This is a genomic window from Microbulbifer maximicatervae (SeqCode) (assembly GCF_056231245.1).
This window is the reverse complement of sequence record NZ_CP174334.1, coordinates 2,061,352-2,084,243: the sequence shown is the minus strand read 5'-3', so window position 1 is coordinate 2,084,243 and position 22,892 is coordinate 2,061,352. Positions and strand designations below refer to the sequence as shown.

The window sequence follows — 22,892 nt, the reverse complement described above, 5'->3', positions numbered from 1 at the left end:
CAAACTATTTTTTATTGGCCGACAAACCGTATTTCCGCAATTTGTTGGCCACAGCGGTATGAGAAATACCCAGCTCCTTAGCCAGCTCCCTGGTTGAGGAGTGACCTTTGATAATGTCCGACAGCAACGCCCTCTCCAGTTGCTCCATGATTTCCTTATAGGTAAGTCCACGGCTCCAGTCCCGCCAGGGAAGTTCCGCCTTAACCATTAAATCCGGCACATCCGCACAACTGATCGACGCCGCCCCTCTAATCAAGCATTGACTGGATGCGGCCATTAAATAGTCCCTGAGGCCGTTGAAGTTATCCGGCCAGTCATGGAGTTTGATCAACTCCATCACCTCGCTATCAAAATTGAGCTCACTAGCCTCTGGAGACTCCTGGCGCATCAAAGTACTGGCATAGCGCGGCAGAACCGGTCGCATATTTCGCAACGGGGGCAAGGACATCGCTAACGACGAAAAGAGCTGCGCAAGTGGCGGCGCAATAGATTCCCTATCAATAGCGGTGGCCACCAATCTCAGCGATGCCGGCAAATTGCGGAGTTTTCTCAATAAATCAACTTGAGCTTCTGTTTTGAGAGTATGTATATCCTCAAGAATCAAAGTACCCGTTCGACGAAGATGTGAAGGCAGCTGCATAGTGCTGTCACGGGGGATAATTCGATAGCAATCAGCCCTTGAGGCCGATGGGGAGAGGTAATGCACCGCACAGGCAAACGTTGTCTTTCCTGTGCCCCGCTCACCCAGTATCAACAGAGGTGCACTGAGTTCAGATAAGTCCTGTAACTGGAGGCAACTCCTTCGACGCAAATCAAAATCCCACAACACCATCGGTCTTGGCAGCTCAGTGACAAACTCGCTGCTATCCCAAGGCTGTAAACGCAGTACCGCCCCAGCCAGTGAGTCAACCGCTCCGGGATTTCCCTCCAGAGTGATCGGGGACCAGTCCACACGAAAACTCTGCCCCCTTACCACCAGAGGCAGTCCGTAGCGAGGCACTGCAAAATCCCGCAGCAATTCTGCGACCTGCATAAGCGGCAGGAATCTCTGCAGCTGTAGACCAGGCACCTTGTCCAAGCTCACACCGAAAGCCCTTGCCGCTGCCAGATTGGCAGCGACCACCCTGCCCTCGCGATCCACACTAAGAACCGGATCAGTCACATGACTCAGCAAAGTGTCCAACTCGAAATGACGTCGCTCCAGAGGCAATAGAGAGATCCTCCGCACCCGCTTAACTCCAGGAACCTGGTGCAGGGACTTCTCGATAGTCTGGTATTGAGTGGCAAGCATCCCGGGCGCTATCAGATAGACCTTATCTCCACTGTCACCCCCGAGCTCACCAGAGGTCACATTTATCCGATATTTTCCGAAAATTTGCATTATTTCGTGCAAAATGCCGACACGATTTGCACAAGTAATCTCTACCCGCACAGCCTCACCTGTAAAGAAATGTTTACAGAAAGTGTAATTTGAACTACCCGGAAGACGCAATAGCTCGCCGCTACCTCTCCCCACCAAGGGCACGCCTAGCTAAAAATAGAGGTCGAAACATAACAACAACAGGTTCAGCGGCAGGTGCTGGGCACTGGGAATCAGCGAGAGCTACCGAGCCGCAGGAGAGACATTCATGAAGAAAGAAGCAAAGAAGGCAAGCAAGTACGTTGCCCGTGAGCCCAATGAAGACGGCTTTATCGAGTATACCGACCTTGAACACCAAACTTGGCAGCGTCTGATTGAACGCCAACTGGATGTCTTACCTGGCCGCGCCTGCGATGAATATATGCACGGCCTGGAGCTGTTGGACCTACCGAAAGACCGCATCCCCCAGCTCGAGGAAATCTCCAGCGTGCTGCGCAAGGAAACTGGCTGGGAAGTCGCCCGGGTTCCCGCCCTTATCGGCTTCGAAACCTTTTTCGGTCTTCTAGCGGATCGCAAATTCCCAGTTGCTACCTTTATACGCACTCCCGAAGAGTTTGATTATCTGCAAGAACCGGACATCTTCCACGAGATTTTTGGCCACTGCGCCATGCTCACCAACCCAGCATTTGCAAACTTCACGCAAAAATACGGACAACTGGGCCTTAAAGCCTCGCCCAAAGAGCGCGCCTATTTAGCCCGCCTCTATTGGTTTACAGTGGAGTTCGGTCTGCTGAACACCGACGATGGTTTGCGCATTTACGGTGGCGGCATTCTGTCTTCCCCGAAAGAGACACTCTACGCACTGAGTCACCAACCAGAGCGCTACGATTTAGACGCGGTTACCGCACTGCGCACTCCATATCGCATCGATATTGTTCAACCCATTTACTATGTCCTCAACAGCTTGCAACAGCTGCAGGAACTGACAGAAATTGACCTGATGGCCAAGGTCCGCGAGGCCATTGAGCTGGGACTATTCGAACCCCGCTTCCCACCCAAAGACGCAGCCTGATCTGCATTCAAGATTGGGCGGCCAACTTCCGCCCAATCTCACCTCTGCTAAAAAGCTCCCCCAGAAGCGTTGCACATCTAGGGAAATTCCACTACCAGCACTCTCCCCCTGAGCCTATCGTATCTGCAGTAGGTGTGATGGTAGTTCGATGACTTTCATCCAATAGCCCCCACACCCACTCGCCCAAATACCGTTAGGGGTAGCCAGGGAGGCAATGCAATCAGCGCAAGGACACAAAACCCCTACCTTATAGGGAGCGCATAGCACTATGTCCTCACTTGACGCGATTGATAGAAAACTTCTTGCGATTCTGCAATCTGACGTCAGCCTTTCGATCGAGGAGCTGGCGGAGCGTGTGGGCCTGACAAAAACCCCATGCTGGCGCAGGGTGCAGAAACTGGAAAAGAGCGGCATCATTCGACGCAAAGTCGCCTTGCTTAATGCCGAGATTTTAGGACTTCCGGTCTCAGTGTTTGCCCAGGTTAAAACTGACCAGCACACACCGGAGTGGGCCGACAACTTTGCCGAACATATGGCACAGTTGCCAGAGGTAGTGGCTTGCTACCGTATGGCAGGCGACTACGATTACCTGTTGCGAGTGGTAGTTAGCGATATCACTGCCTATGACCGCTTTTACAAGGAGTTAATCCGGCATGTCGGCATTAGCGATATTGTCTCCAACTTTGCCTTGGAACAGATCAAAAGCACTACCGAGTTACCGATTCCATCCGGTGAGTAAAGTCTCAGCGCAACCACTTGGTAGGCACATAGACCTTTCAGCTGTTCGCACATCTATGGATAATGGTTAAATCTCGCTCACACACAAGGATGGCCTGTGGCGGACAGCTCCCTTTTCCAATCATTCTTCTTGATCTTTAGTGGCGCAGCAATTGTTGCCTCACTGGCTCTTTTTGGACGACAACCGCTTCTGGTCGCTTACATCGCTCTCGGTGTTTTACTCGGCCCATCCGGCTTTGCAGTAATCGACAACCTGCGACTTCTATCTGATATGTCCAGCGTTGGGATTATCTTCCTGCTCTTCCTGTTGGGGCTGGACATGCAACCTCAAGCGCTGGTAGCTGTATTGCGCAAAGCTACATTTGTGGGGGTTGTAAGCTGTGCAATCTTCCTCGGCCTTGGCTTTGGCATAGGCTTGCTGTTTGGATTTACTACCGTTGAATCCTGGGTAATTGGCATGGCGCTGATGTTCTCTAGCACCATTATCGGTATCAAACTGCTTCCCACGACCGTACTTCACCACAAGCACCTGGGTGAACTTATGGTGGGACTTCTTCTTTTTCAGGACTTTGTGGCAATAGTCTGCCTAATGGTACTGCTGAGTGATAACACCGGTGACGAACAGATCTGGCAATTGGCTCTCTCCTTTGGATCGCTGCCACTGCTAATACTTTTTGCTTGGCTAATAGTAAAATATATTTTATTGCCACTTTTTACCCGCTTTGACCGCTTCCACGAATACGTATTCTTAATGGCACTTGGATGGTGCATGGGAATGGCAGAGCTGGCGGAAGTTGTTGGCCTTTCAAGAGAGATCGGCGCATTTATTGGTGGTATCACGCTGGCTGCCAGCCGGATTTCACAGTACATCGCCCTCAGCCTTAAACCTCTGCGAGACTTCTTCCTGATCCTGTTCTTTTTCAGCCTCGGAGCGCAATTCAAGCTGGCCATGCTGCCCGAAATTCTACTTCCTGCCCTGGTCACAGCCGCCGCAGTTCTGGTAATAAAACCCGTTGTATTTCACTTCCTGCTTGGAAATCGCAGTGAGCACAAAGTGCTCTCGTGGGATATTGGATTTCGACTTGGGCAAATTAGTGAATTTTCCCTGTTAATCGCTCTGCTCGCTTATACGCAAAACCTGATTGGCAGCGCAGCATCACATTTAATCCAGGCAACCGCGATCCTTACATTCCTGGTGTCGTCTTACATTGTGGTGATGAACTTTCCCAATCCCATTGCAATCAAGGATGAGTTGCGAAGAGACTAAACCTCTTAGTCTCTTCCTGTAGCAGGATTTAGCAGACCACTGCAATCGACTAACAATGGTGACAGCTTATTAAAGCTTAAACACCCTTTCAGCATTCTTATATAAGAAGAGCTCGGCAACCTCATTCCCCAACTCCAGAAGGTGCATTTCCTTTAAACACATCTCCGGTGTCAGCATGGGATAATTAGTCCCGAACATCACCTTATTCTTACCGTGAGACTTGATAAATGAAACCAACTCGCGGGGGTATCTTTTTGGCTTATAAGCAGAAGTATCTATGTAGACATTGGGAAACTTGGTCGCAAAAGCAATCATTTCATTGTGCCAAGGATACCCAATATGGCCGCAGACAATCTTTAGATCGGGAAAATCGAGAGCAATCCGCTCAATATGGGCAGGACGGCCAGAATCAGAGCTACGCAACGGCCCGGTAAGGCCCACTTGCAAACAAACTGGCACCCCCAGCTCAACACAAGCCGCATATAGCGGATAATACAAAGGGTGAGTACAAGGCAACTCCCAGAGCCACTGCACAATGCGCAGCCCTTTAAAGTCATGTTCCAAAACGTACTTGCGCAGGGTTTGCACAGCCTCTACTGGCTTTCGCAAGTCCACTGATGCCAGACCGCAAAACCTGTCAGGATGAGTTAAAGTAAGATCCAGTACTTCATCATTGCTTATCAAGGCTCCGCTCGGCCCATGCCAAGCAGAAATCAATGCCTTGGACACATCTGCCATATCCATAGCTGACAGGGTCCACTCAAGGGGCACTTCTTTAAAATCCTGCCCCATCCAGCGCTTCAAAGTATCAAAGAAAGGTTCAGCAAGAAAACGTTCTGTAGGATGCTGGGCCCAAACATCAATCACTTTCATGCTAGCAACTCCCTGCTATTGAAATCCTTAACCGGGAAGGAGAAGCACTTATCCCCCCTCTATTCTCTGGTAACACAAGTATTGCCAGTGAACAGCTACACCCTTTTAAAGAAGTGTTATTGACTACCTACTTGAGAGGCATCGCCACACTACTAAAGAAATCTCTTTCCTTAGAGAAGGAAAACGCTAAAGAGGTAACTTTGCCCATAACCCTATCACGGTCAACCAAGCCCCAATATCTCGAATCCAAGCTATCGTTGCGATGATCTCCCATGACAAAGTACTTACCTTCAGGGATCTCAATAGTCTTCCCAATGTATGGCAATGTCTTATTACCACTAAGCTTGAACTGATGCTCCCTGCCATCAATGACTTCCCTACCCAGGATGTCCGAGCCCACCCCACTTTCCAGGCGATACTCAAGCTGAGCTCCATTAACAAACACATTCGCCCCTTCAATACGTAAGCTATCACCAGGGACGCCTATTACACGCTTAACATATAGTTGATCAGTGTGAGGTGGCAAAAAGGTAATAACATCTCCTCTGGAAGGATTCCCCCATTGAGCAACCTGCTTATTGAAGAAAAATAAAGTTGGCCCATAACTCGTCTTATCTACCCACAAAAAGTCACCAGGATGAATAGTAGGCTCCATAGACCCACTTGGTACTGGAGACCAGTCGGCATACGCTGACTTGAAAAAGTACATAAGAAATAGAAACAATATTGCACTGCGGTTGTTTCTTACCGCACTCTTAAAACTAAACCCACTCATTCCCTAAACTCCTTTCCCAGGGCAACGCACCACTTACAACTGATCACTCAGAAATAACAGAACCTCTGAAAACTAAAAAATCAGCCTCTAGCCTTCATTAGGTGGGACATTATCCTTATCAGAACGTTCGAAAAGGATTACCCTATTTGCAGCACATCCGTACTAAAAGGGAGCCATAAATATCAAAGGGCACTCGTATTACACAGCGTTTATAAACTCGGATAAAGCTCCAAAATTTTTTCCCTTAGCCATCGATGAGCTGGATTTGTTGTCTGCGACTTATGCCAGGTGAGCTGAAGCACTACCTTTGGAAATGCCATTGGCAGTTTGAGCATACGTATGGGAAGCTCTTTATAATAGCTTGAAATCATCATTCTTGCTGGTACAACGCCAATTAAATCGGTTGTGCAAACCACATATGGGAAAGACGAGAGGTGTGGGACTCGTAAACAAATATTACGCTGTAACTTTCTGGGCCTGGCTAGCCTTTCCATTGGAGAGCCCATAGGGTTTCCTCTTAATAGGGATACTTGTGGCAGCGATTGGAATTTTTTTTCACTGATTGTCTCACCCACATTTTTATTATGTTTGCTGACAATAACCACAAGCTCTTCTTCTGCGATAGGCTGGTTAACATAGCTGGGGGAATTGACAGGTAGGTAGTCAATGATTAAGTCTACTTCCCCATTACTCACCATTCTGGCTGTCATTTCTGACTCATCGGGGAGTACAGTAAGCCTTATGCCGGGTGCAAATTCTCGAAGCCATTTACAGAAGCCGGGGATCATCAGAGTTTCCACCACATCGGGCATAACGACGGAGAATTCCTGCTCTGCTTTCCGGTAATCAAAAGACGTTTGCTGGAAGCCTGAACGGACGGTGTTGAGTGCCTGGTGAATAGAGGGGTGCAGTACCAGTGCGCGTTCAGTGGGGCGCAATCCCCTAGCGGTCCGTATAAAAAGCTCATCTTCATAAGTAGCTCTCAACCGCTTGAGGGCAGCACTAACGGCCGGTTGGCTCATATGCAGTTTTACTGCAGCTCTGGTCAGGTTTCGCTCAATCATAAGTGCTTCAAAAACGGGAAGCAGATTTAAATCCAGTGATCTAAGGTGCGTAGACATTATCAACCTGATGAATAATGCATTTAATAATTATTTATTAGACGATACATGATGTCCCTGATTATATTTATCGTCAATAGCATGAAAAACCGTAAATACTATAAAAAGTCAGGTGAAATATGTCGAACATGCATGATACGGCGGCTTTCAGAGAGCAATATAGAGCCTATGCCCAAAGCCGCTATAGCGGCTGGTTCCATTTAGGGAGTATTCTACTGATCAGCCTAATCGGTGCTATTTACTGTAGTTTTCAGATAAGTGAGCTGAGGGCGCATGAACTGCTAATAATTCCACTGGGAATTCTTGCTTACAACGCTGTAGAGTATGCCGCCCATCGCTGGTCTGGGCATAATAAGTTGAGATTTACCAAACTGTTTTACAAGAGGCATACTGGCGATCACCACAGTTTCTTTTCTGCACCTTTGCTGTCTTTTGAGTCAACTCGTGATTGGCGTATAGTACTGTTTCCAATCTATCTAACAGCTGTTATCACTTTTATTCTGGCACCACTTTGTGGTTTTTTTCTATCCTGGGTGGCTTCAGGTAATATGGGATATATCACAGCAGCAACCATGATATTAAATCACCTGGCTTATGAGCTAATGCATATCGGTTATCACCAGCCCAAGAGTCACTGGTTTCATAAAGTGCCAGTGTTTCGTGAGTTAGCCCACTTACACAGAATTCATCATCACCGTAAACTAATGAAAATTTATAATTTCAATTTAACTTTTCCGCTATTCGACCTTTTATTAGGCACTTTCTATTGGGAGCCGCAGGATTCCTTTGACGACTTTCGCGACTGATAGTTTGTAGATTACTTGTACCTTATTACGCACTAGGTTCTGCCTTTGATCTTGATCTTCTTCCTGTAATCTTGCCAGCATTAACTCTCGGATAATTGGCACTGGCGCATTACCAAAACTTAGAAACTCCTCATGGAAGACCTTGAGATCAAACTTTTCCCCAGGACAACGCACCACTAAACTGATTGCTCTATTTAAAGCACATCCGTACCAGAAAAAAGGGAGCCATAAATACCAAAAGGACAATTACATTATACAGCGTTGACTTGGCCAGCATTCTTATACCAGCCAAGAAATTCAACAATAAAATCTGAGAAACTAAGAGCTGTGATAATTAAGCATTGAGTTGCCTCCTACACTGGACAGAACACCTCACCAAAAGGTGTTCCGCCTTGTAGGCTTATTCAGCAATAGAGGGACCATAGAAGCTCGTACCACTATGTATAGGCAACATTCACATCAAAGCGATTGGTAATAAACTCGGAAAGTTGCTTAACTGAACAATTTGACTGCTTGATCGTAAACTCTTCTGCAATTTTCCGCGGATACTTAACCTTCATCCTTTGATCTTTTTCTGAGCTATATTGAAACGTTATTTTCTCTACCTTATCAAGGTCTACAGTCTTCTTTATAAAGACTCCGGTATAAACCGTTAGTGTATTTCCATTAATTTCTGCAAGTGGAAGTAATCGTATCAAAGAAAGGTATATATAAACGATAACACCTAAAGAACCTAAAATCACAAAAGTCCAAAAGGTAAGATCTGACTCACCACTCTCGGCTGAAGAGCCAAACATACGCGTAAAGATAAGAGCAACTAGTAATGCAATACCTATAACACCAAGATTGACAGTTAAGATTTTTTTGGCAGACTCACGTGAACTGAGTCCATTTCTATAAATTTTTTCCATACATCCCTCTAAAATCATTCCGTTACTTACTAAAGGCATCCACCAATTATACATGCCCAAAACCAGTATCAGTAGTGGCAGCCACCCCCAAAAAATATCAACAGAACGAATGAAGCTGCCAACCAGCAAAGTAAGGGCTTAAGAGGGAACTTCTATTTCCCGGAGGGTCCTATTAACAGCATCAGTTTTATCCAATAAGGACAACATCTTATAATCAGATACATCCCCTTTCTCCAAGCCCTTCTCTCGAACTTCAAGTGGAGCTGACCGCTTCAAAGGCGCAGGGATATCCAGATATTCAATATCCCGTCTTTGCATAGATTCTAAACAATCAACATCAGGACTAACGCTCTGCTCAATATCAGCAAAGGGATCACTCAGTGGCATTGCCGCAGGAACTGCCGGGCTAGCAAAGCTGATCTTCCTTTGCAGCATTTCAGCCTCTGACTGGATGGATGCTATCCGCTGCTCCATAATTGACTCAAATTGAGAAAACCTTTCTTTTTGATGGGTAATCTCTAACTGTAGGACTTTAATTTCCTTTTTGTGGATCAGATTGGAAATCATCCAGGATAACGCAACCCCGCCACTTAGTAACGCAAAATAAATACCTACAATATATTCCCAGTTATTAACAACACTCTTGCCTATAAATGTTATTAACTCTTCATCTGTCACGTATAGCACTCCATTTCTACACAACTCTTTATCAAGCAAATACAGCTAAGGGCCTTTAGCTCCACTCCCCCCTTGAGAGATTAAGTTTACAGCGGTAGTTGACTCAACCCTGCAGTTCGGCACCTAAATCCATTAGCCATTTACTCTTATCACCTTATCAATATGAGGCCTTGCCGATAAAATTTCTTTTACTAACTTGTATTGGCTCCGCCACTGATCTGATTCTTTAAAAAATACCACTCCCGGCATATGAGCCTCACTCTCGCAAAAATCGGAAGCGTCAACTGAGTCTTCACATTGATGGAGCTTACAAAGGTAGGCAAGAAGTCTCTCAGTTGAAAGCTGCTCAAGTTCCTCTAAGCTAAGCAGCTTAACATATCTAGGCATCATTCATCGCCCCCACACCCGCTCTATTGATCATTCCTTAATCGCTCTCACAAATGATAGAAACAGCAAAGAGGCTCGTCTGACCACGACTTATCTGCTGCTTTTACCTATAGCGATGAAACGCCCTTCATAGGCATAATCTATAACTTCTAATGCTCCAAACTCACCTGAAAGACTCTCACCCTTCAAGTTCCACCTCCAGCCCTCTTTCTGCCAATCATAAATATCTTCATCTTCGCAAGAAATCACTTGATCTTTGATCTGAAGCTTTTGGCAATAACCGGAAGCACTCCATAAGTGATGTTTTGACGGCATCAGATATCTATTTTCTCGTGTAAGCAAAAGAAATGCTCTTACCTCGCCCCTATCCTTTAAAATCAAATACGAGTGCCCCCAATAGCCATCAAAGCCACTATCTATAATTACAAAGCGATTTTCTTTCAGCTCACCTATGTCGAACCTTATCAAATGCTCACCAGCATTGGCAGGCATACTCCACGATTCTATTAGTGGCTTAAAGCTGAAACCAAAACCAACAAGAAGTAGAGATATCACTAAAGCAACTAAAACCCTCTTCCTACACATGGAGGCTCCCTCTCCCAAGAACCAACAACACTACTTACAAAAGGCACGGGAATCATTCGAAGCTTCCCGACCATCTAACCCATCCTTGTTAAACACATAGCAGAACCTGTGCTAGACCTCCCTAGCACGATCAACCCTATCGATTAAATCTACAACAATAGGACTTTTAGAGAAAAAGTTAAGCCTCATTGGGGGAATAAAAGCCAACTCCTTTCCAATATCCCCCTCCGTGCGCACTTGCAAAACAATTCTCTCGGGCGCGTTCATTTGCGCATAGTTGACATTAATAATATCTTTAAGCTGAACTCTTTGCCGCTTACTCCCTTTTTGAAAGAGCAATGATTCTCCCTCATCGTATACTTCATCAGCCAAACTCCACAACAGCTTTTTAAAAAAGAAAAAGCCAAATACAGCCATAAAAATCGGCATGACTAAAAACATAAACGAATCTTTAACTGCACCTCCAGATATAGAGGCAGCCACAAAAAGCACCAAGAAACCAAACCATATACTTGGAAAAATTTTCTTAAAATAGAATGTAGATCCTGATATCTTCTTCATGTTTCCCATATTACTCAACGCGCATTTAACTCTAAACATTATCTTTCGGTGTGGATTACGCCGTCTCCCAGCGAGCACTCACATTCCACTTAACCTCAGACAAGCCCATTTAATATTACAGGAATTTATCGTGATAAACTCTAGCAACCAAACAACTACAAATTCCACAAGGAAGTTATACAAACCTTATCATTATTACGCTTCAATCGATACAGATGATTTATCATTCGCCTCAAAAGTAAAAATAACGTGAGACATACAAGCAAAACAGCAAGTCTCAGAATAAGCTCATCCACCCCTACAACCACGCTCATACCATCGGGAGAAAATTGAAAGATTCCAACAGCTTGGCTAATGCCAAATAAACCTATAGCGGCACGTATAACTCTAATTATAATTATCATCTCACCATCCGATAGCTACCAAACAATATCCAATCAAAAAATAAGATCCCTATCGCAGCCAAACCAATAACTGAACTCTTCTAATAACACCTGCTGAATATCTTCTATCGTTTCAGTTTCATGTAGGCGGTGGTAATATTGTCCCAACTTCTGACTCATATTCATCTTGATTTATCCCGAAGTTGATACCTTCTATATCATTTTCAAACAGTATTCTGGAAATACAATAGTAAAGTTTTTCATACCTGCCCGATATAGTTCGCTTATCTACTCTCATACTTATGCAGTTATTGGCTCTCTGATTCCTGCGCATGCTCACACAAACCACGTCGCACCTGCCATATCTATTTATTTATAATTGTCACCTCAGTGACTATATCGATTAGGGTCTTTTCAGGTCAAAATAACACCCACCGTAGTTAACCCTAAAATGATAAGTCTTGATTTTTTTACCACTCGGTTTTAGCTAGATATAAGCCTCCAAAGGCACCTGGAAAAAATTATCAGCTCCTTCAGGACCTATCCATGCTGAGCCGCTGAAGCGAATAGCTCTCTTACCAGCAATATGTATATCTTCGAACTCAACCCCATCACACCACATGATATCAGGGCAGCATCCTGTTTTTAGCTTCCAAGTAAGTAGAAATTCAAGACTGGTCGCAAAGCGCCAATCATCAAGTGATCTTTCCTTAACCAGCAGCAGACTAAGTCTCCTTGCTGCCAGCCGCTCCATTCGCAGCACTCGTCGCTTAATTCTCAGCTTGCTGGAATAAATATACTTCCAGTACCGATCCTCTCTCGATCCAACTTCTTCCGTCATAAGTCAGGCTTCTATTCGAAGCTAGTTGAAGGGGTAATGGTTAGGCAGGTAGCTAACTCGATAAAAACAATGCTATAAGTCGATATTTATAACATTCAAAAAGTGGGCAGGCGAGGGGTAAGTGATATGAAGGGGCCAGGAGGAAAGCTGGCGATACGATACTCTTCAATCAGCAGGCAGTCCCCTACCCGCTGATCCAAAAAGCCACCCCCAAACAGGAAATGACTCAGCTCTAAAAAGAACGCCCCAAAATCCGCTTGGCGGCATCCATCGCAAAATCCTTATAGTCCGCCTCTACTTGCGCCATCTCCAATTCATACTTGAACTGTTCTTTACGCGGCAGTTCTTTCCAGTCTTTGAGAATTGGGATATGACTGGTTTTCTCTGCGATGGTGTAAAAGGCCACAAACTCTTCACGCACTTTATCTTCCACCTGAAGTGCATCCAAAAGAACGCGAATACGAATCGAAGCTTCGGTAAGCCCGACTCCATCATCCAATAGCGTGCGAGCAATAATCTGAATACTGTCATTTACTCTTTGTCGCTGATCCTCTGCAGCCTGCTCTAGCTCAGCTAGCTGCGCGGCCTGCTTCTTCTGTGCAATCGATAATTTGCGCAGATAGTAGCCAGCTACAATCGCCAGGGAGAAGATAACTAAAGCCGCAACAATCAGCAGCCAAGTAGGAAACACAGTCATTAAATATACACCTTAAGTAACGCCAGCCCGATGCTGGCCGAAATCACAGAGAGCACTGTACTAAGACCAACAATATTGGCCGCCAATTGGCTATTACCACCCATGGTATGAGCCATCACAAAGGCCGATATCGCGCAAGGCGAGCCAGTGATCAGCATTAAATAGCCCAAATAGGTCGGACTCATACCCAGGGCCCAACCAATCAGCACTGAGAGTATTGGTACTCCTAATAACTTGAGCACTGAGGAGGTCAGCGCTGTTGGCGAGCTACGCAGTAGCTGGCCTAGCTTCATACTCGCACCAATGCAAATCAGCCCCATTGGTAAACTTGCAGAACCCAGTATTTTAACGGTATCAAGCACCATTTGTGGCACTTTGATATCCAGCACCCGGCACAAAATTGCCAGGAATACCCCGATGATTAATGGGTTCTTTGCCAACTCCTTCAGCAACAAGCCCAGGCTGAATTTCTTCTCTTCGTTGTAAAAAACAAAAAGTATTACGGCGAATACATTGAACTGAATTGTCAACGCTGCAACCAGCACTGCCGAGTGAGAAACGCCCGACTCACCAAACGCCTTCTCAACCCAGGCGAGCCCCACAATGGCAACGTTTCCACGAAATGCACCCTGGATAAACGCACTGCGATCCTTCACATTAACGGGCCGAGCCATCAGCCAAGATATGGGGATTATCGCGAAGGTACCCAAAATTCCCGCTGTTAAAAGGGGGATCTCTTCTGAGGGTTTTGCATTCGATGAATAAATACTATCGAACAACAGTGCAGGCAGCATCACGTTGAAAACCAGCACCGTTGCGTCGTCGATAAAGGATTTATGCAACATGCCCTGCCTAGTAAGCAAGTATCCACCGATAATCATCAAAAAGATCGGGCCTGTAACTAGCAGAGCAAAGGAAATATTTTCCATAGGGAATTAGTCTTCCGCAGCAACTCCCTCTTCCTGAGGAAGCGCCATTTGTCCTGAATCCTCAGCCCTGTCACGGAGCTGGGCGGATATTTGTTTGCGGGTTTTAGCACCAAGCTTACGCAGACTATCAATACGCTTCACCGCATTACCACGCCCTGTCGCCAGTCGCTTGTAAGTCTGCTGGTAGGCGTCATCCGCTTGGCGCAAGCGGTCACCAAGAACGTCCAGTGACTCCAGCACCATAGCAAACTGATCGTGCAGTTTGCCGGCTTCGTCGGCGATTTTTTCCGCGTTCTTGTTTTGTTTCTCGTAGCGCCAGATATTCTCGACGGTACGCAGGGTCGCCATCAGGCTGGTGGGGCTCACCAGGACAATTTGCTTCTCATACGCGAAACGGAACAGGTCCGGGTCCGCTTGCATAGCCAACATATACGCAGCCTCAATGGGCACGAAAATAAAGACGAAATCCAGGGTGCGAACACCCTCCAACTGCTCGTAGGCCTTCTTGTTAAGGCCGGTGATATGGGCGCGCAGGGAATTCACATGCTGCTTCAGGGCCTGAGTGCGCTCCTCATCGGTTTCCGCCGAGCTGTAGCGCTCGTAATCCACCAGGGAGACCTTGGAATCGATAATCAGGTCTTTGTTTTCCGGCAGGCGCACAATCACATCCGGCTGGCGCCTGCGGCCATCGCTCGTCAGGGTTACCTGGGTTTCGTACTCGCGACCCTTCTGCAAGCCGGACTCCTCCAGCAAGCGCTCCAGCACTACTTCACCCCAGTTACCCTGGATCTTGCGATCTCCTTTCAGGGCCGAAGTCAGGTTCAGGGCCTCATCACTGATGCGCTGGGTTTGCTCGCGCAACGCTTTAATCTGCCCAAGCAGACTGTTGCGCTCGGCATTTTCGCGATCGTAGACATGCTCTACTCGTTTACGGAAATCCCCCAGCTGACGCTCCAACGGATCGAGACTTTTGCGCAAACTGTCCTCACTGCGGCGCACGAAGCTCTGCTGCTTCTCTTCAAAAATCCGGTTGGCCAGATTCTCGAACTGCTCACCCATGGCAATACGCATTTGCTCCATCAGCTTGCGCTGCTCCGCCAGGGCCGCCTCCCCTTTTTCTACCAACACTTGGCTTCTCGTGAGCTGTTGCAGCTTATCCGCCAGCTCGGTACGCAGGGATTCCACCTCAACCCCAAGTTGGGATTCCCGCTCGCGGCTGCTATCGATACGCGCCTGGGCCACCTGCAAAGCGGCTTGGCTCTGCAATAAAGCGCGGCGGCTACTGGCTCGCGCCAACCAAAACACCAAGCCCAACAGAAACAAGATGGCAACAGCCGCCATCACCGCGTGATCGGCATTCAATTGCAGCGGAAACGCTGGCATAGAGTGGTACTCCCAGACCTGGAAAGAGAAGGATAAATCAGGATTTTGCCAGGGGCCTCGCCCGCTGGCCTGCCCGGGATACCACCCAGGCGAAGGCGCCATTCTACCAGCTTGCCCCTGGAAAGTACCCCGCGCCAGCCCGGCCGATAACCTCAGTATCAAGGGATAGGTTTGCGCCCGAGAAGACCCAGCGGGAATTTTTACGGGGTTTTAGGTATTCTTGGAGGATTGGTTTCGATGTTGGTACTCCAGAACGCATGCACAAACACAGCGCCCTCCCAGACAGCCCAGCCCCCAGCGCCCTGATCTTTGATTCCGGCGTGGGCGCCGTCAGCATTGCGCGGGAGATCCGCCGCCTGATGCCGGGCCTGACCTTGCACCTGGGTGTGGACAACGGCTTTTACCCCTACGGCAACAAAAGCGAAGAAGAACTGCGCCCCCGGATCGTCCAGCAGGCCCAAGCCATGATGGAGCACTGCGGTGCCGATATTTTAGTGGTGGGCTGCAATACCGCCAGCACCCTGGCCCTACCCCAGTTGCGCGAATCTCTGAAGAAACCCGTAGTGGGTGTTGTGCCCGCGGTGAAACCCGCCGCTGCCGCCAGCCGTTCCCGCACTATTGCCCTGATTGCCACCGAGGGCACCGTCAATCGCCGCTACACCCGCGAGCTTATTGAGCAATTTGCCAACGGCAACCGGGTAATTAATGTGCCCGCACCGGAGTTGGTGCATCTGGCGGAAAGCAAACTGCGCGGCGAAGCTATCACCGCAGAGGATTTGGAGCCGGTATTACACCGCGTCTTCCACACCGCCGGTGGCGACCAAGTGGATATTGCCGTATTGGCCTGCACCCACTTTCCCCTGCTGCGGGAAGAACTGGACCAGTTCGCCCCTCGCTCAATCCAATGGCTGGATTCCGGCGAAGCCATCGCCCGGCGAGTGCGCTGGTGGCTGGAAGAACTCGGGCTGATGCTGCCGGATGCCCCAAATACTGGCCGCCTGATCACCAGCACGGTTGACCTAACCGGCAATATCGAACGGGCCTTCCGCGAGTTCGCCCCGGTTGCCGAACCCCTCACATCCAACACCTAATATCGCCAAAATGATGAGAACTGCGCACTTGGGTTGACAGTTCCGTCACAAACCGCGACCGTTCCCCGAATAACAAGCCCTAACCGGTACCCGAATTCATGCTGAAGCCGGCATTTCCCGCTCTCGAAATATTTGCGCAGCTGCCCCCCGGCGGACTGCTGCTCACCCCCAACAACCGTTTGCGCAACCGCTGCCAACAAGTGTTTGCCGCGCAGCAGTCGCCCGGTGCCTGCTGGATGCCGCCGCCGGTGGAATCCCTGCGCAGCTGGCTGGACAAACTCTGGTTCCAACTGCAACAGCGCAACTGGCAACCCGCCTTGCAACAGGTATTGAATCGCGAGCAACGGCAATTACTCTGGCAGCGCGCCCTGGATGAATCCCTGGACCGGCAACTGCTCAACAGCCAGCAGTTGTGCCGGGATGCCGATAGCGCCCTGGCGCAGCTGCTCCAATGGCAGCTGATTTCCGATCTCTCGCAAATAGATGAAGCGCTAACTCCCCTACTGGAACAGTTCGCACTCTCTATGCGCAGCGACGAACTGCCGCTGTGCGCCATGATCAAGGCCTTTGCCACTGAACTTCAGGCCCACAGCGCCATCACGCCAGACCAGCGCGATCAATTGATCCTGCGTGCATTCCAGGAAGGCATTCTGGAACCCGTCGCGCAAATTGATACCGCCGGCTTTGCCCAGATTTCGCCCCTCGCCAATGCCCTGATTCACGCAGGTGCAGCAAGCGTTTTCGAAAGACCGGGACTCACCCAGCAGAGTGAATTATCCGTAGCCGCCTGTTCCGATTTGGATGAAGAACTCTACCAGGCAGCCCTTTGGGCTGGGCAAAAGCTCGCCGAAAACCCCGGCCACAGTGTCGGCATAGTGGTAAATAATCTGGGCCAGTGCCGCGCCCAGGTGGAAGCGGTATTTTCCCGCGTGCTCGAACCTCAATACCTGGACCCGCAGCAACCGCGCTACACACTCCCGTTTAACTTCTCCGCCGGTACGCCCCTGGCACAGACACCGGTCGGCAGCGCCGCCTTACAATTGTTATCGCTATTGCAAGACGAATGGGATTACCCTCAATTGCAAAATATCCTGTTCAGCCCCTTCTGGGGTGACGACAGTGAAACCTGGCTGCGCAGCGCCCTGTTCCGCCGTTTACAAAAACTGGAACTTCGCCGTATCGACGGCGCCACCCTGCGCTACTGGGCCGAGCGCACCGCAGAAGTCCTCTACTTGGAAGCGCCGCAACTGCCCCGCCAGCTGGAACAAATGGCCGAGCGCGCCCGGCGCTGGCAGCGAGCGCCGGCAGAAATTTGGGCCGCGCGCTTTTCCGAAACACTTACCGCATTAAATTGGCCCGGCAGCCGCAACCCGGACAGCCAGGAATACCAGCAGCTGATGCAATGGGAGTCCATCCTGGAAGAGTTCGCCGCACTCAGCGCCTGCGGTGGCAACCTTACCCTTACCCAGGCCCTGCAATTGCTGCGTCAGATTGCCAGCCGCACCCCCTTCCAAGCGGAAACCCGCGATGGCCCCCTGCAAATTCTCGGGGTACTGGAAGCCGGCGGCCTCGCTTTCGATCACCTTCGCCTGGTCGGCTTCGGCCAACAACAGTGGCCGCCGGCACCGGCACCCAATCCGCTGCTGCCAATTCAATGGCAAAAACACTGGAAGATGCCCCGCGCCAGCGCTGAGCGGGAATTGGAACTGGCCCGAGAACTCACCGCCGACCTGCAGAATGCCAGCGGCGATATCGTCGTGAGTTACACCTGTGAAGAAGACGGTGTGCAGCAGGGACTGAGCAGCTTGTTTGAAAGCCCGCAACAAGCCCAGCACTTTGCCGAAGGCGCCCTGCACAATCACTACAGCCAACTGGCGCAAGCCTGCCAGCTGGAAAAAATCGAAGACAAAAAGCTACCGCCACTCACCCCCGCCGAATGCGAACGGGTGCGCGGCGGTGCCTCGGTGCTCAAGGCCCAGGCCCTGTCCCCATTAAATGCGCAGTTGCGCTTCCGCCTCGGCGCCAGCAATTTTACCCAACCGGATATCGGCCTCGGCCCCGCCGAGCGCGGCAATGTGGTGCACCAGGTGCTGGCGGAATTCTGGCAACAGTGCGGCACCCTCGCACAACTGCAAGCTATGGACGACGAGCAACGCCAAGCGCAAATCGAACGTGCGGTGGAGCGCTCCCTCGGCAGTGTGCGCAAAAAATACAATCACCTGCCGATCGGATTTTGGGCCATGGAAAAGCAGCGCCTGGAGCGCCTGCTGCAACAATGGCTGTCCGTGGAACTGGACAGGCCCAATTTCTCCGTAGAAAAAGTCGAATGGGAACAAGCCGTGGAAATCGGCGGGCTGCACTTTAACCTGCGCCTGGACCGGCTGGACCAACTCGCCAGCGGCGAACAACTGGTAATCGATTACAAAACCGGCGTCCCCAGTATTCGCGACTGGCTAACCCAGCGCATCCGCGAACCCCAGCTGCCGCTCTACGCCCTATTCCAACCGGACGCCCACGCCATCGCCTTCGGCCAGGTGCGCAACGGCGACTGCAAATGGAATGGTTGCGGAGACCTGGAGCACCCCATTACCGGCATTAAAGCCGTGGGCGATACCGAAAAGGAATCCCCCTACGGCACCTGGAGCAATCTGGTGGAGCACTGGCGCTACAGCCTGGAATCCCTCGCCACGGAATATCGCAGTGGTGTAGCCACCCTCGCCTTTGATCGCCTCACCGATAACAACAGTGAACTCTGGCCCCTAAACCGCTGGCCGGAAAGGGAGCAAATAACCGAATGAACGAAGTCGTGACCACTCCCGCCCTGCGCCGCCCCATCGATGCCGACGCCCGCAGCCAAGCCCTGGATATCAGCCGCAGCTTTGCCGTATCTGCCCCGGCGGGCTCCGGTAAAACCGGCCTGCTCACCCAGCGCGTATTAAAGTTGCTCGCCGCCTGCCAGCAGCCGGAAGAAGTGCTGGCCATTACCTTCACCCGCAAAGCCGCCGGTGAAATGCGCGAGCGCCTGATCGATGCCCTGCACAGCGCCCGCGACCAAGCCCGGCCAGACAACCCCCACGATGCCATCACCTGGGATTTGGCCCGCGCCCTACTGGAGCGGGATCGCGAACTGGAATGGGAACTGCTGCAAACACCCCAGCGCCTGCGCATTCAAACCATCGACGGCCTCTGCCGCAGCCTCGCCAGCCAACTGCCAGTCGAAAGCGGCCTGGGAGCACCGGGTGAACCCCTGGAGCGCACTCAAATCGCCTTTGAGCTAGCGGTGGTGAACCTGCTCAAACACCTCGATGGCGAAACCCCAGACGCAGATCTACAGCAGCTACTGCTCCACCTGGACAACGACCTGGGCCAACTCAATAAGCTGCTGCGTATTTTGCTGGATAAGCGCGAGCAATGGCTCGGCCCACTTTTGAGCGTTAACTTCGATGGCGCCCAGGATTATTTCCATTTTGTTATCGACGAACTGGTGGCAGAAAAGCTGCAAGACCTCACCACAGCCCTCGGCAGTTATGCCGGGGAACTGCTGGAGCTAGCCAGTTATGCCGGCGGCAATTTACAAAAGGAAAACCCCAGCCACGGCCTGTGCCTCTTCTCCGAATTGGACGATTTCCCCAGCACAGACAGCAGCGGCCTGCCCGCCTGGCTCGCCCTCGGCAGCCTGCTCCTCACCACCACCGGTGACCTGCGCAAAGGCGGCGGCATCAATAAAAAAATCGGTTTTGGCCTGCCGGATAAAAAAGATCCCGAGCGCCCCATCGCCGAAGAATACAAACAGCGCATGAAAGACCTGCTGGCAGAACTAGCCGGCAACGAACCGCTGCTCTCCGCACTGCGGGAAGTGGGCAAGCTCCCCAGCGGGCTGCAACAGAGCCAATGGCAACTGCTGCAAGGGCTCGCCCAGGTACTGCCCAAGTTAGTCGCAGAATTAAAGCTGGTCTTCCAGCAACTGGGCGCCACCGACTATACCGAAGTGGCCCAAGCCGCACTGATCGCCCTGGGCGATAGCGATAACCCCACAGACCTGGCCCTAAAACTGGACCTGCAAACCCAGCATATTCTGGTGGACGAGTTCCAGGACACCTCCCACACCCAGCTACAACTGCTGGAAAAACTCACTGCCGGCTGGCAGCAGGGAGACGGCCGCACCTTATTTATTGTCGGCGACGGCATGCAATCCTGTTACGGCTTCCGCAATGCCAACGTGGGTATTTTCCTGGATGCACGCGAACGCGGTATCGGTGAAGTGCCCCTGGAAACCCTCGACCTCCAGGTAAATTTCCGCTCCGAAAGTGCGGTAGTGAACTGGGTCAACGAGACTTTCCAAAGGGCCTTTCCGCAAGCAGACAATATCGGGCGCGGCGCCGTACGCTATCTGCAATCCGAAGCTTTTAAAGGCAGCAAATGGGCCGAGCCCTCGGTGAATTTCTACGGCTGCATAGATGACGAAGACCGCAACCGCGAAGCCACCCAAGCGGTTGAACTGGTGCAGCAATTACAAACGCAAGATCCGGAAAGCCGTATCGCCATTCTGGTGCGCAAGAAAAAACACCTGCAAAAAATTCTGCCGGCCCTAAGCGCCGCCAATATCGCCTTCCAGGCCCCAGAGCTGGCGCCACTCGCCAGTAAAATGGTGGTGCTGGATTTACTCAGTCTCACCCGAGCCCTACTCGATCCCAGCGATCGAATCAGCTGGCTGGCCGTACTCCGCGCTCCCTGGTGCGGACTGCAACTGCCAGACCTTTACACCCTGGCCAACTGGGGCAATGGGGATATCACCGTAACCGATACCAGCGCGCGCCCATTATTAATGGCCTTGCAGGAAGTGGAAGATATCGGCCTGCTCAGCGATGAAGGGCGCACACGCCTGGCCCAAGTGGCTCCCAAACTGCTGCACGCCTGGCAACAGCGCGGCCGCAAACCCCTGCGCACCTGGATTGAAGGCCTCTGGCTGGAACTGGGCGGCCCCGCCACCGTTGCGCAAAAATCTGATCTGAATAATGTGCAGGATTTTCTGCAATTATTAGAAGCCTTCGATACCGGCGGAGCCATTACCGACTGGCAACAGTTCACCCTGGCCCTGGAACAGCTCTACGCCCGCCCCGCCCAGGATGCCAAAGTGCAGGTGATGACCATTCACAAATCCAAAGGGCTGGAGTTCGAACACGTACTGATCCCAGGCCTGGACCAAGGCGGCAAACCCGGCAGCGACCAACTGCTGCGCTGGAGCGAGTGGCTCAGCCGCGAAGGCGAAAGCCGCTTCCTGCTCGCCCCCAAAAATGCGCGCGGCGGCCGCGACCCGGTTTTTGAATACCTTAAGCACGACAACAGCGAGCGCGAACGCCTGGAAGGCACCCGCCTGTTGTATGTAGGCTGTACCCGCGCCATCCGCTCGCTGCATCTTTTGGCCTGCATCAACCGGGATGAAAAAAAGGGTCACCTAAAAGCCCCCGGCAGCGCCGCTCTACTCTCCGGCATCTGGCCCAGTGTTTTACATCACCAGGAAAGCGACTGGTGCCACTGGCTGGAAGCGGAAGAACCCCTGCTCAACCAGGATGAAGCCCGTAGAGATCACGACTACCTGCTGCGCCTGCCCCACCAATGGCAACCCCAAGCTATGCCCCGGCAGGAATGGCTGGCCCAATACCGCATGCCAGACTACCAACCCAAAACTGAGGAAGAAGACAATATTCCCGAACTGGGCCAGGTAGCCCTGCGCTGGCTCAAACACGCCGGCACCGTAGCCCACGAAACCCTCGCCACCATTGCCGAGACCAATATTAACGACTGGACACCCACCAAACTGGAAGCCCAGCGCCCCCTATGGCAACTGCGCCTGAAACAATTGGGGCTATCCGCCACCAGCCTGGACCGCGCTGCTGAGAAAGTGGAGATCGCCGTACGCAACAGCCTCAGCTGCCCCACCGGCCGCTGGCTATTGGATGGCTCACTAAGGGAATCCGCCTGCGAACTAGAACTCCACAGCGGCGGCCGACAGTTACGGCGCTCTATTGTGGACCGTACCTTTATCGATAACGAAGGCACCCGTTGGATTGTCGATTACAAAACGGCTGAGCCCAGTGGTGAGGAAAGCCAGGAAGAGTTTACTGCGGCTCAGCTAGAGCAGTATCGGAATCAGTTGGAGAATTACCGCAAGCTCTTTTATGCACGGGGGGAGCGGAATATTCGGTGTGCTTTGTATTTTCCGTTGATGCAGAGATTGGTGGAGTTAGGTTAGGGAACGATGGGTATAGCTCCGAGGTTCATATCAATTATTTAAGAGAGCAGTACTGGGTATGTAAAGGACAAGAGAAATCCAATCTCCATATCTTAAAGTAGCTCAATGTGATGCGATTAAGTAAACAAAAATATAGTTACATCACATCGAGCCAGCTCTAGGGGCTAAGTAGACCGGTAAT

At 50.7% G+C, this 22,892-nt stretch carries 20 protein-coding genes; 7 read left to right on the top strand and 13 right to left on the bottom strand.

Annotation, left to right across the window (positions count from 1 at the left end; genetic code table 11):
- Positions 1-4: 4 nt before the first annotated feature.
- Positions 5-1,516 (bottom strand): TyrR/PhhR family helix-turn-helix DNA-binding protein, encoded by a 1,512-nt coding sequence (locus ACJJIS_RS09005; protein ID WP_475710054.1) that lies wholly within the window; start codon positions 1,514-1,516, stop codon positions 5-7.
- A 112-nt stretch (positions 1,517-1,628) separates the two neighbouring features.
- Here ACJJIS_RS09005 and phhA point away from each other — a divergent pair, with 112 nt between their 5' ends.
- The 3 genes from phhA to ACJJIS_RS08990 all read left to right on the top strand — a co-directional run bounded on the left by phhA (position 1,629) and on the right by ACJJIS_RS08990 (position 4,437).
- Positions 1,629-2,432 (top strand): phenylalanine 4-monooxygenase, encoded by an 804-nt coding sequence (gene phhA / locus ACJJIS_RS09000; protein ID WP_444957523.1) that lies wholly within the window; start codon positions 1,629-1,631, stop codon positions 2,430-2,432.
- Positions 2,433-2,700: 268 nt separating this feature from the next.
- On the top strand, positions 2,701-3,171 hold the full coding sequence (locus ACJJIS_RS08995; RefSeq protein ID WP_108733441.1) for an Lrp/AsnC family transcriptional regulator: 471 nt from the start codon (positions 2,701-2,703) through the stop codon (positions 3,169-3,171).
- A 96-nt stretch (positions 3,172-3,267) separates the two neighbouring features.
- Entirely contained in the window at positions 3,268-4,437 is a 1,170-nt protein-coding gene (locus tag ACJJIS_RS08990; RefSeq protein ID WP_444897120.1) for a cation:proton antiporter domain-containing protein, read from the top strand.
- A 69-nt stretch (positions 4,438-4,506) separates the two neighbouring features.
- Here the strand turns inward: ACJJIS_RS08990 and ACJJIS_RS08985 are convergent, their stop codons facing one another.
- From ACJJIS_RS08985 to ACJJIS_RS08975, 3 genes are all read right to left on the bottom strand, one after another.
- Positions 4,507-5,310, bottom strand: a complete 804-nt coding sequence (locus ACJJIS_RS08985) for an amidohydrolase family protein (RefSeq protein ID WP_475710053.1) — start codon at positions 5,308-5,310, stop codon at positions 4,507-4,509.
- A 127-nt stretch (positions 5,311-5,437) separates the two neighbouring features.
- Complete coding sequence (gene lepB / locus ACJJIS_RS08980) at positions 5,438-6,085, bottom strand: signal peptidase I (protein WP_475710052.1); 648 nt, start codon at positions 6,083-6,085, stop codon at positions 5,438-5,440.
- 209 nt (positions 6,086-6,294) lie between these two features.
- A complete protein-coding gene (locus tag ACJJIS_RS08975) occupies positions 6,295-7,206 on the bottom strand; it encodes a LysR substrate-binding domain-containing protein (protein ID WP_445358475.1) in 912 nt (303 codons plus the stop codon).
- 119 nt (positions 7,207-7,325) lie between these two features.
- Between ACJJIS_RS08975 and ACJJIS_RS08970 the strand changes: the two genes are divergently transcribed.
- Positions 7,326-8,012 (top strand): sterol desaturase family protein, encoded by a 687-nt coding sequence (locus ACJJIS_RS08970; protein WP_445358476.1) that lies wholly within the window; start codon positions 7,326-7,328, stop codon positions 8,010-8,012.
- Positions 8,013-8,449: 437 nt separating this feature from the next.
- Here the strand turns inward: ACJJIS_RS08970 and ACJJIS_RS08965 are convergent, their stop codons facing one another.
- The 9 genes from ACJJIS_RS08965 to ACJJIS_RS08925 all read right to left on the bottom strand — a co-directional run bounded on the left by ACJJIS_RS08965 (position 8,450) and on the right by ACJJIS_RS08925 (position 15,367).
- The gene (locus ACJJIS_RS08965) at positions 8,450-8,923 is read right to left on the bottom strand and encodes a hypothetical protein (RefSeq protein WP_413665609.1); all 474 of its coding nucleotides are present in this window, start codon (positions 8,921-8,923) and stop codon (positions 8,450-8,452) included.
- A 138-nt stretch (positions 8,924-9,061) separates the two neighbouring features.
- Positions 9,062-9,601 (bottom strand): hypothetical protein, encoded by a 540-nt coding sequence (locus ACJJIS_RS08960; RefSeq protein ID WP_413665608.1) that lies wholly within the window; start codon positions 9,599-9,601, stop codon positions 9,062-9,064.
- A gap of 132 nt (positions 9,602-9,733) precedes the next feature.
- The gene (locus ACJJIS_RS08955; RefSeq protein ID WP_444905419.1) at positions 9,734-9,991 is read right to left on the bottom strand and encodes a hypothetical protein; all 258 of its coding nucleotides are present in this window, start codon (positions 9,989-9,991) and stop codon (positions 9,734-9,736) included.
- Between the two features lie 87 nt (positions 9,992-10,078).
- Positions 10,079-10,480 carry a hypothetical protein gene (locus ACJJIS_RS08950; protein WP_444905420.1) on the bottom strand — a complete coding sequence of 134 codons (402 nt, stop codon included), beginning with the start codon at positions 10,478-10,480 and terminating at the stop codon, positions 10,079-10,081.
- A gap of 204 nt (positions 10,481-10,684) precedes the next feature.
- On the bottom strand, positions 10,685-11,134 hold the full coding sequence (locus ACJJIS_RS08945) for a hypothetical protein (RefSeq protein ID WP_444933058.1): 450 nt from the start codon (positions 11,132-11,134) through the stop codon (positions 10,685-10,687).
- A gap of 870 nt (positions 11,135-12,004) precedes the next feature.
- Positions 12,005-12,358, bottom strand: a complete 354-nt coding sequence (locus ACJJIS_RS08940; RefSeq protein ID WP_444933057.1) for a hypothetical protein — start codon at positions 12,356-12,358, stop codon at positions 12,005-12,007.
- Between the two features lie 232 nt (positions 12,359-12,590).
- Positions 12,591-13,055: a DUF2489 domain-containing protein gene (locus tag ACJJIS_RS08935; protein ID WP_413665600.1), complete on the bottom strand. Its 465-nt coding sequence runs from the start codon at positions 13,053-13,055 to the stop codon at positions 12,591-12,593.
- A complete protein-coding gene (locus ACJJIS_RS08930) occupies positions 13,055-13,984 on the bottom strand; it encodes an AEC family transporter (protein ID WP_475710051.1) in 930 nt (309 codons plus the stop codon). Before ACJJIS_RS08930 ends, ACJJIS_RS08935 begins: the two co-directional genes overlap by 1 nt.
- A 6-nt stretch (positions 13,985-13,990) precedes the next feature.
- Positions 13,991-15,367 (bottom strand): DNA recombination protein RmuC, encoded by a 1,377-nt coding sequence (locus ACJJIS_RS08925; RefSeq protein ID WP_475710050.1) that lies wholly within the window; start codon positions 15,365-15,367, stop codon positions 13,991-13,993.
- 257 nt (positions 15,368-15,624) lie between these two features.
- On the opposite strand from ACJJIS_RS08925, the gene murI reads away from it, so the two are divergent.
- From murI to ACJJIS_RS08910, 3 genes are all read left to right on the top strand, one after another.
- On the top strand, positions 15,625-16,458 hold the full coding sequence (gene murI / locus ACJJIS_RS08920; protein WP_475710049.1) for a glutamate racemase: 834 nt from the start codon (positions 15,625-15,627) through the stop codon (positions 16,456-16,458).
- A 98-nt stretch (positions 16,459-16,556) separates the two neighbouring features.
- Complete coding sequence (locus ACJJIS_RS08915; protein WP_475710048.1) at positions 16,557-19,256, top strand: PD-(D/E)XK nuclease family protein; 2,700 nt, start codon at positions 16,557-16,559, stop codon at positions 19,254-19,256.
- Positions 19,253-22,711, top strand: coding sequence for a UvrD-helicase domain-containing protein (locus tag ACJJIS_RS08910; protein WP_475710047.1), 3,459 nt, complete (start codon positions 19,253-19,255; stop codon positions 22,709-22,711). The genes ACJJIS_RS08915 and ACJJIS_RS08910 overlap by 4 nt, the downstream gene beginning before the upstream one ends.
- The last annotated feature ends 181 nt before the right edge of the window (positions 22,712-22,892 follow it).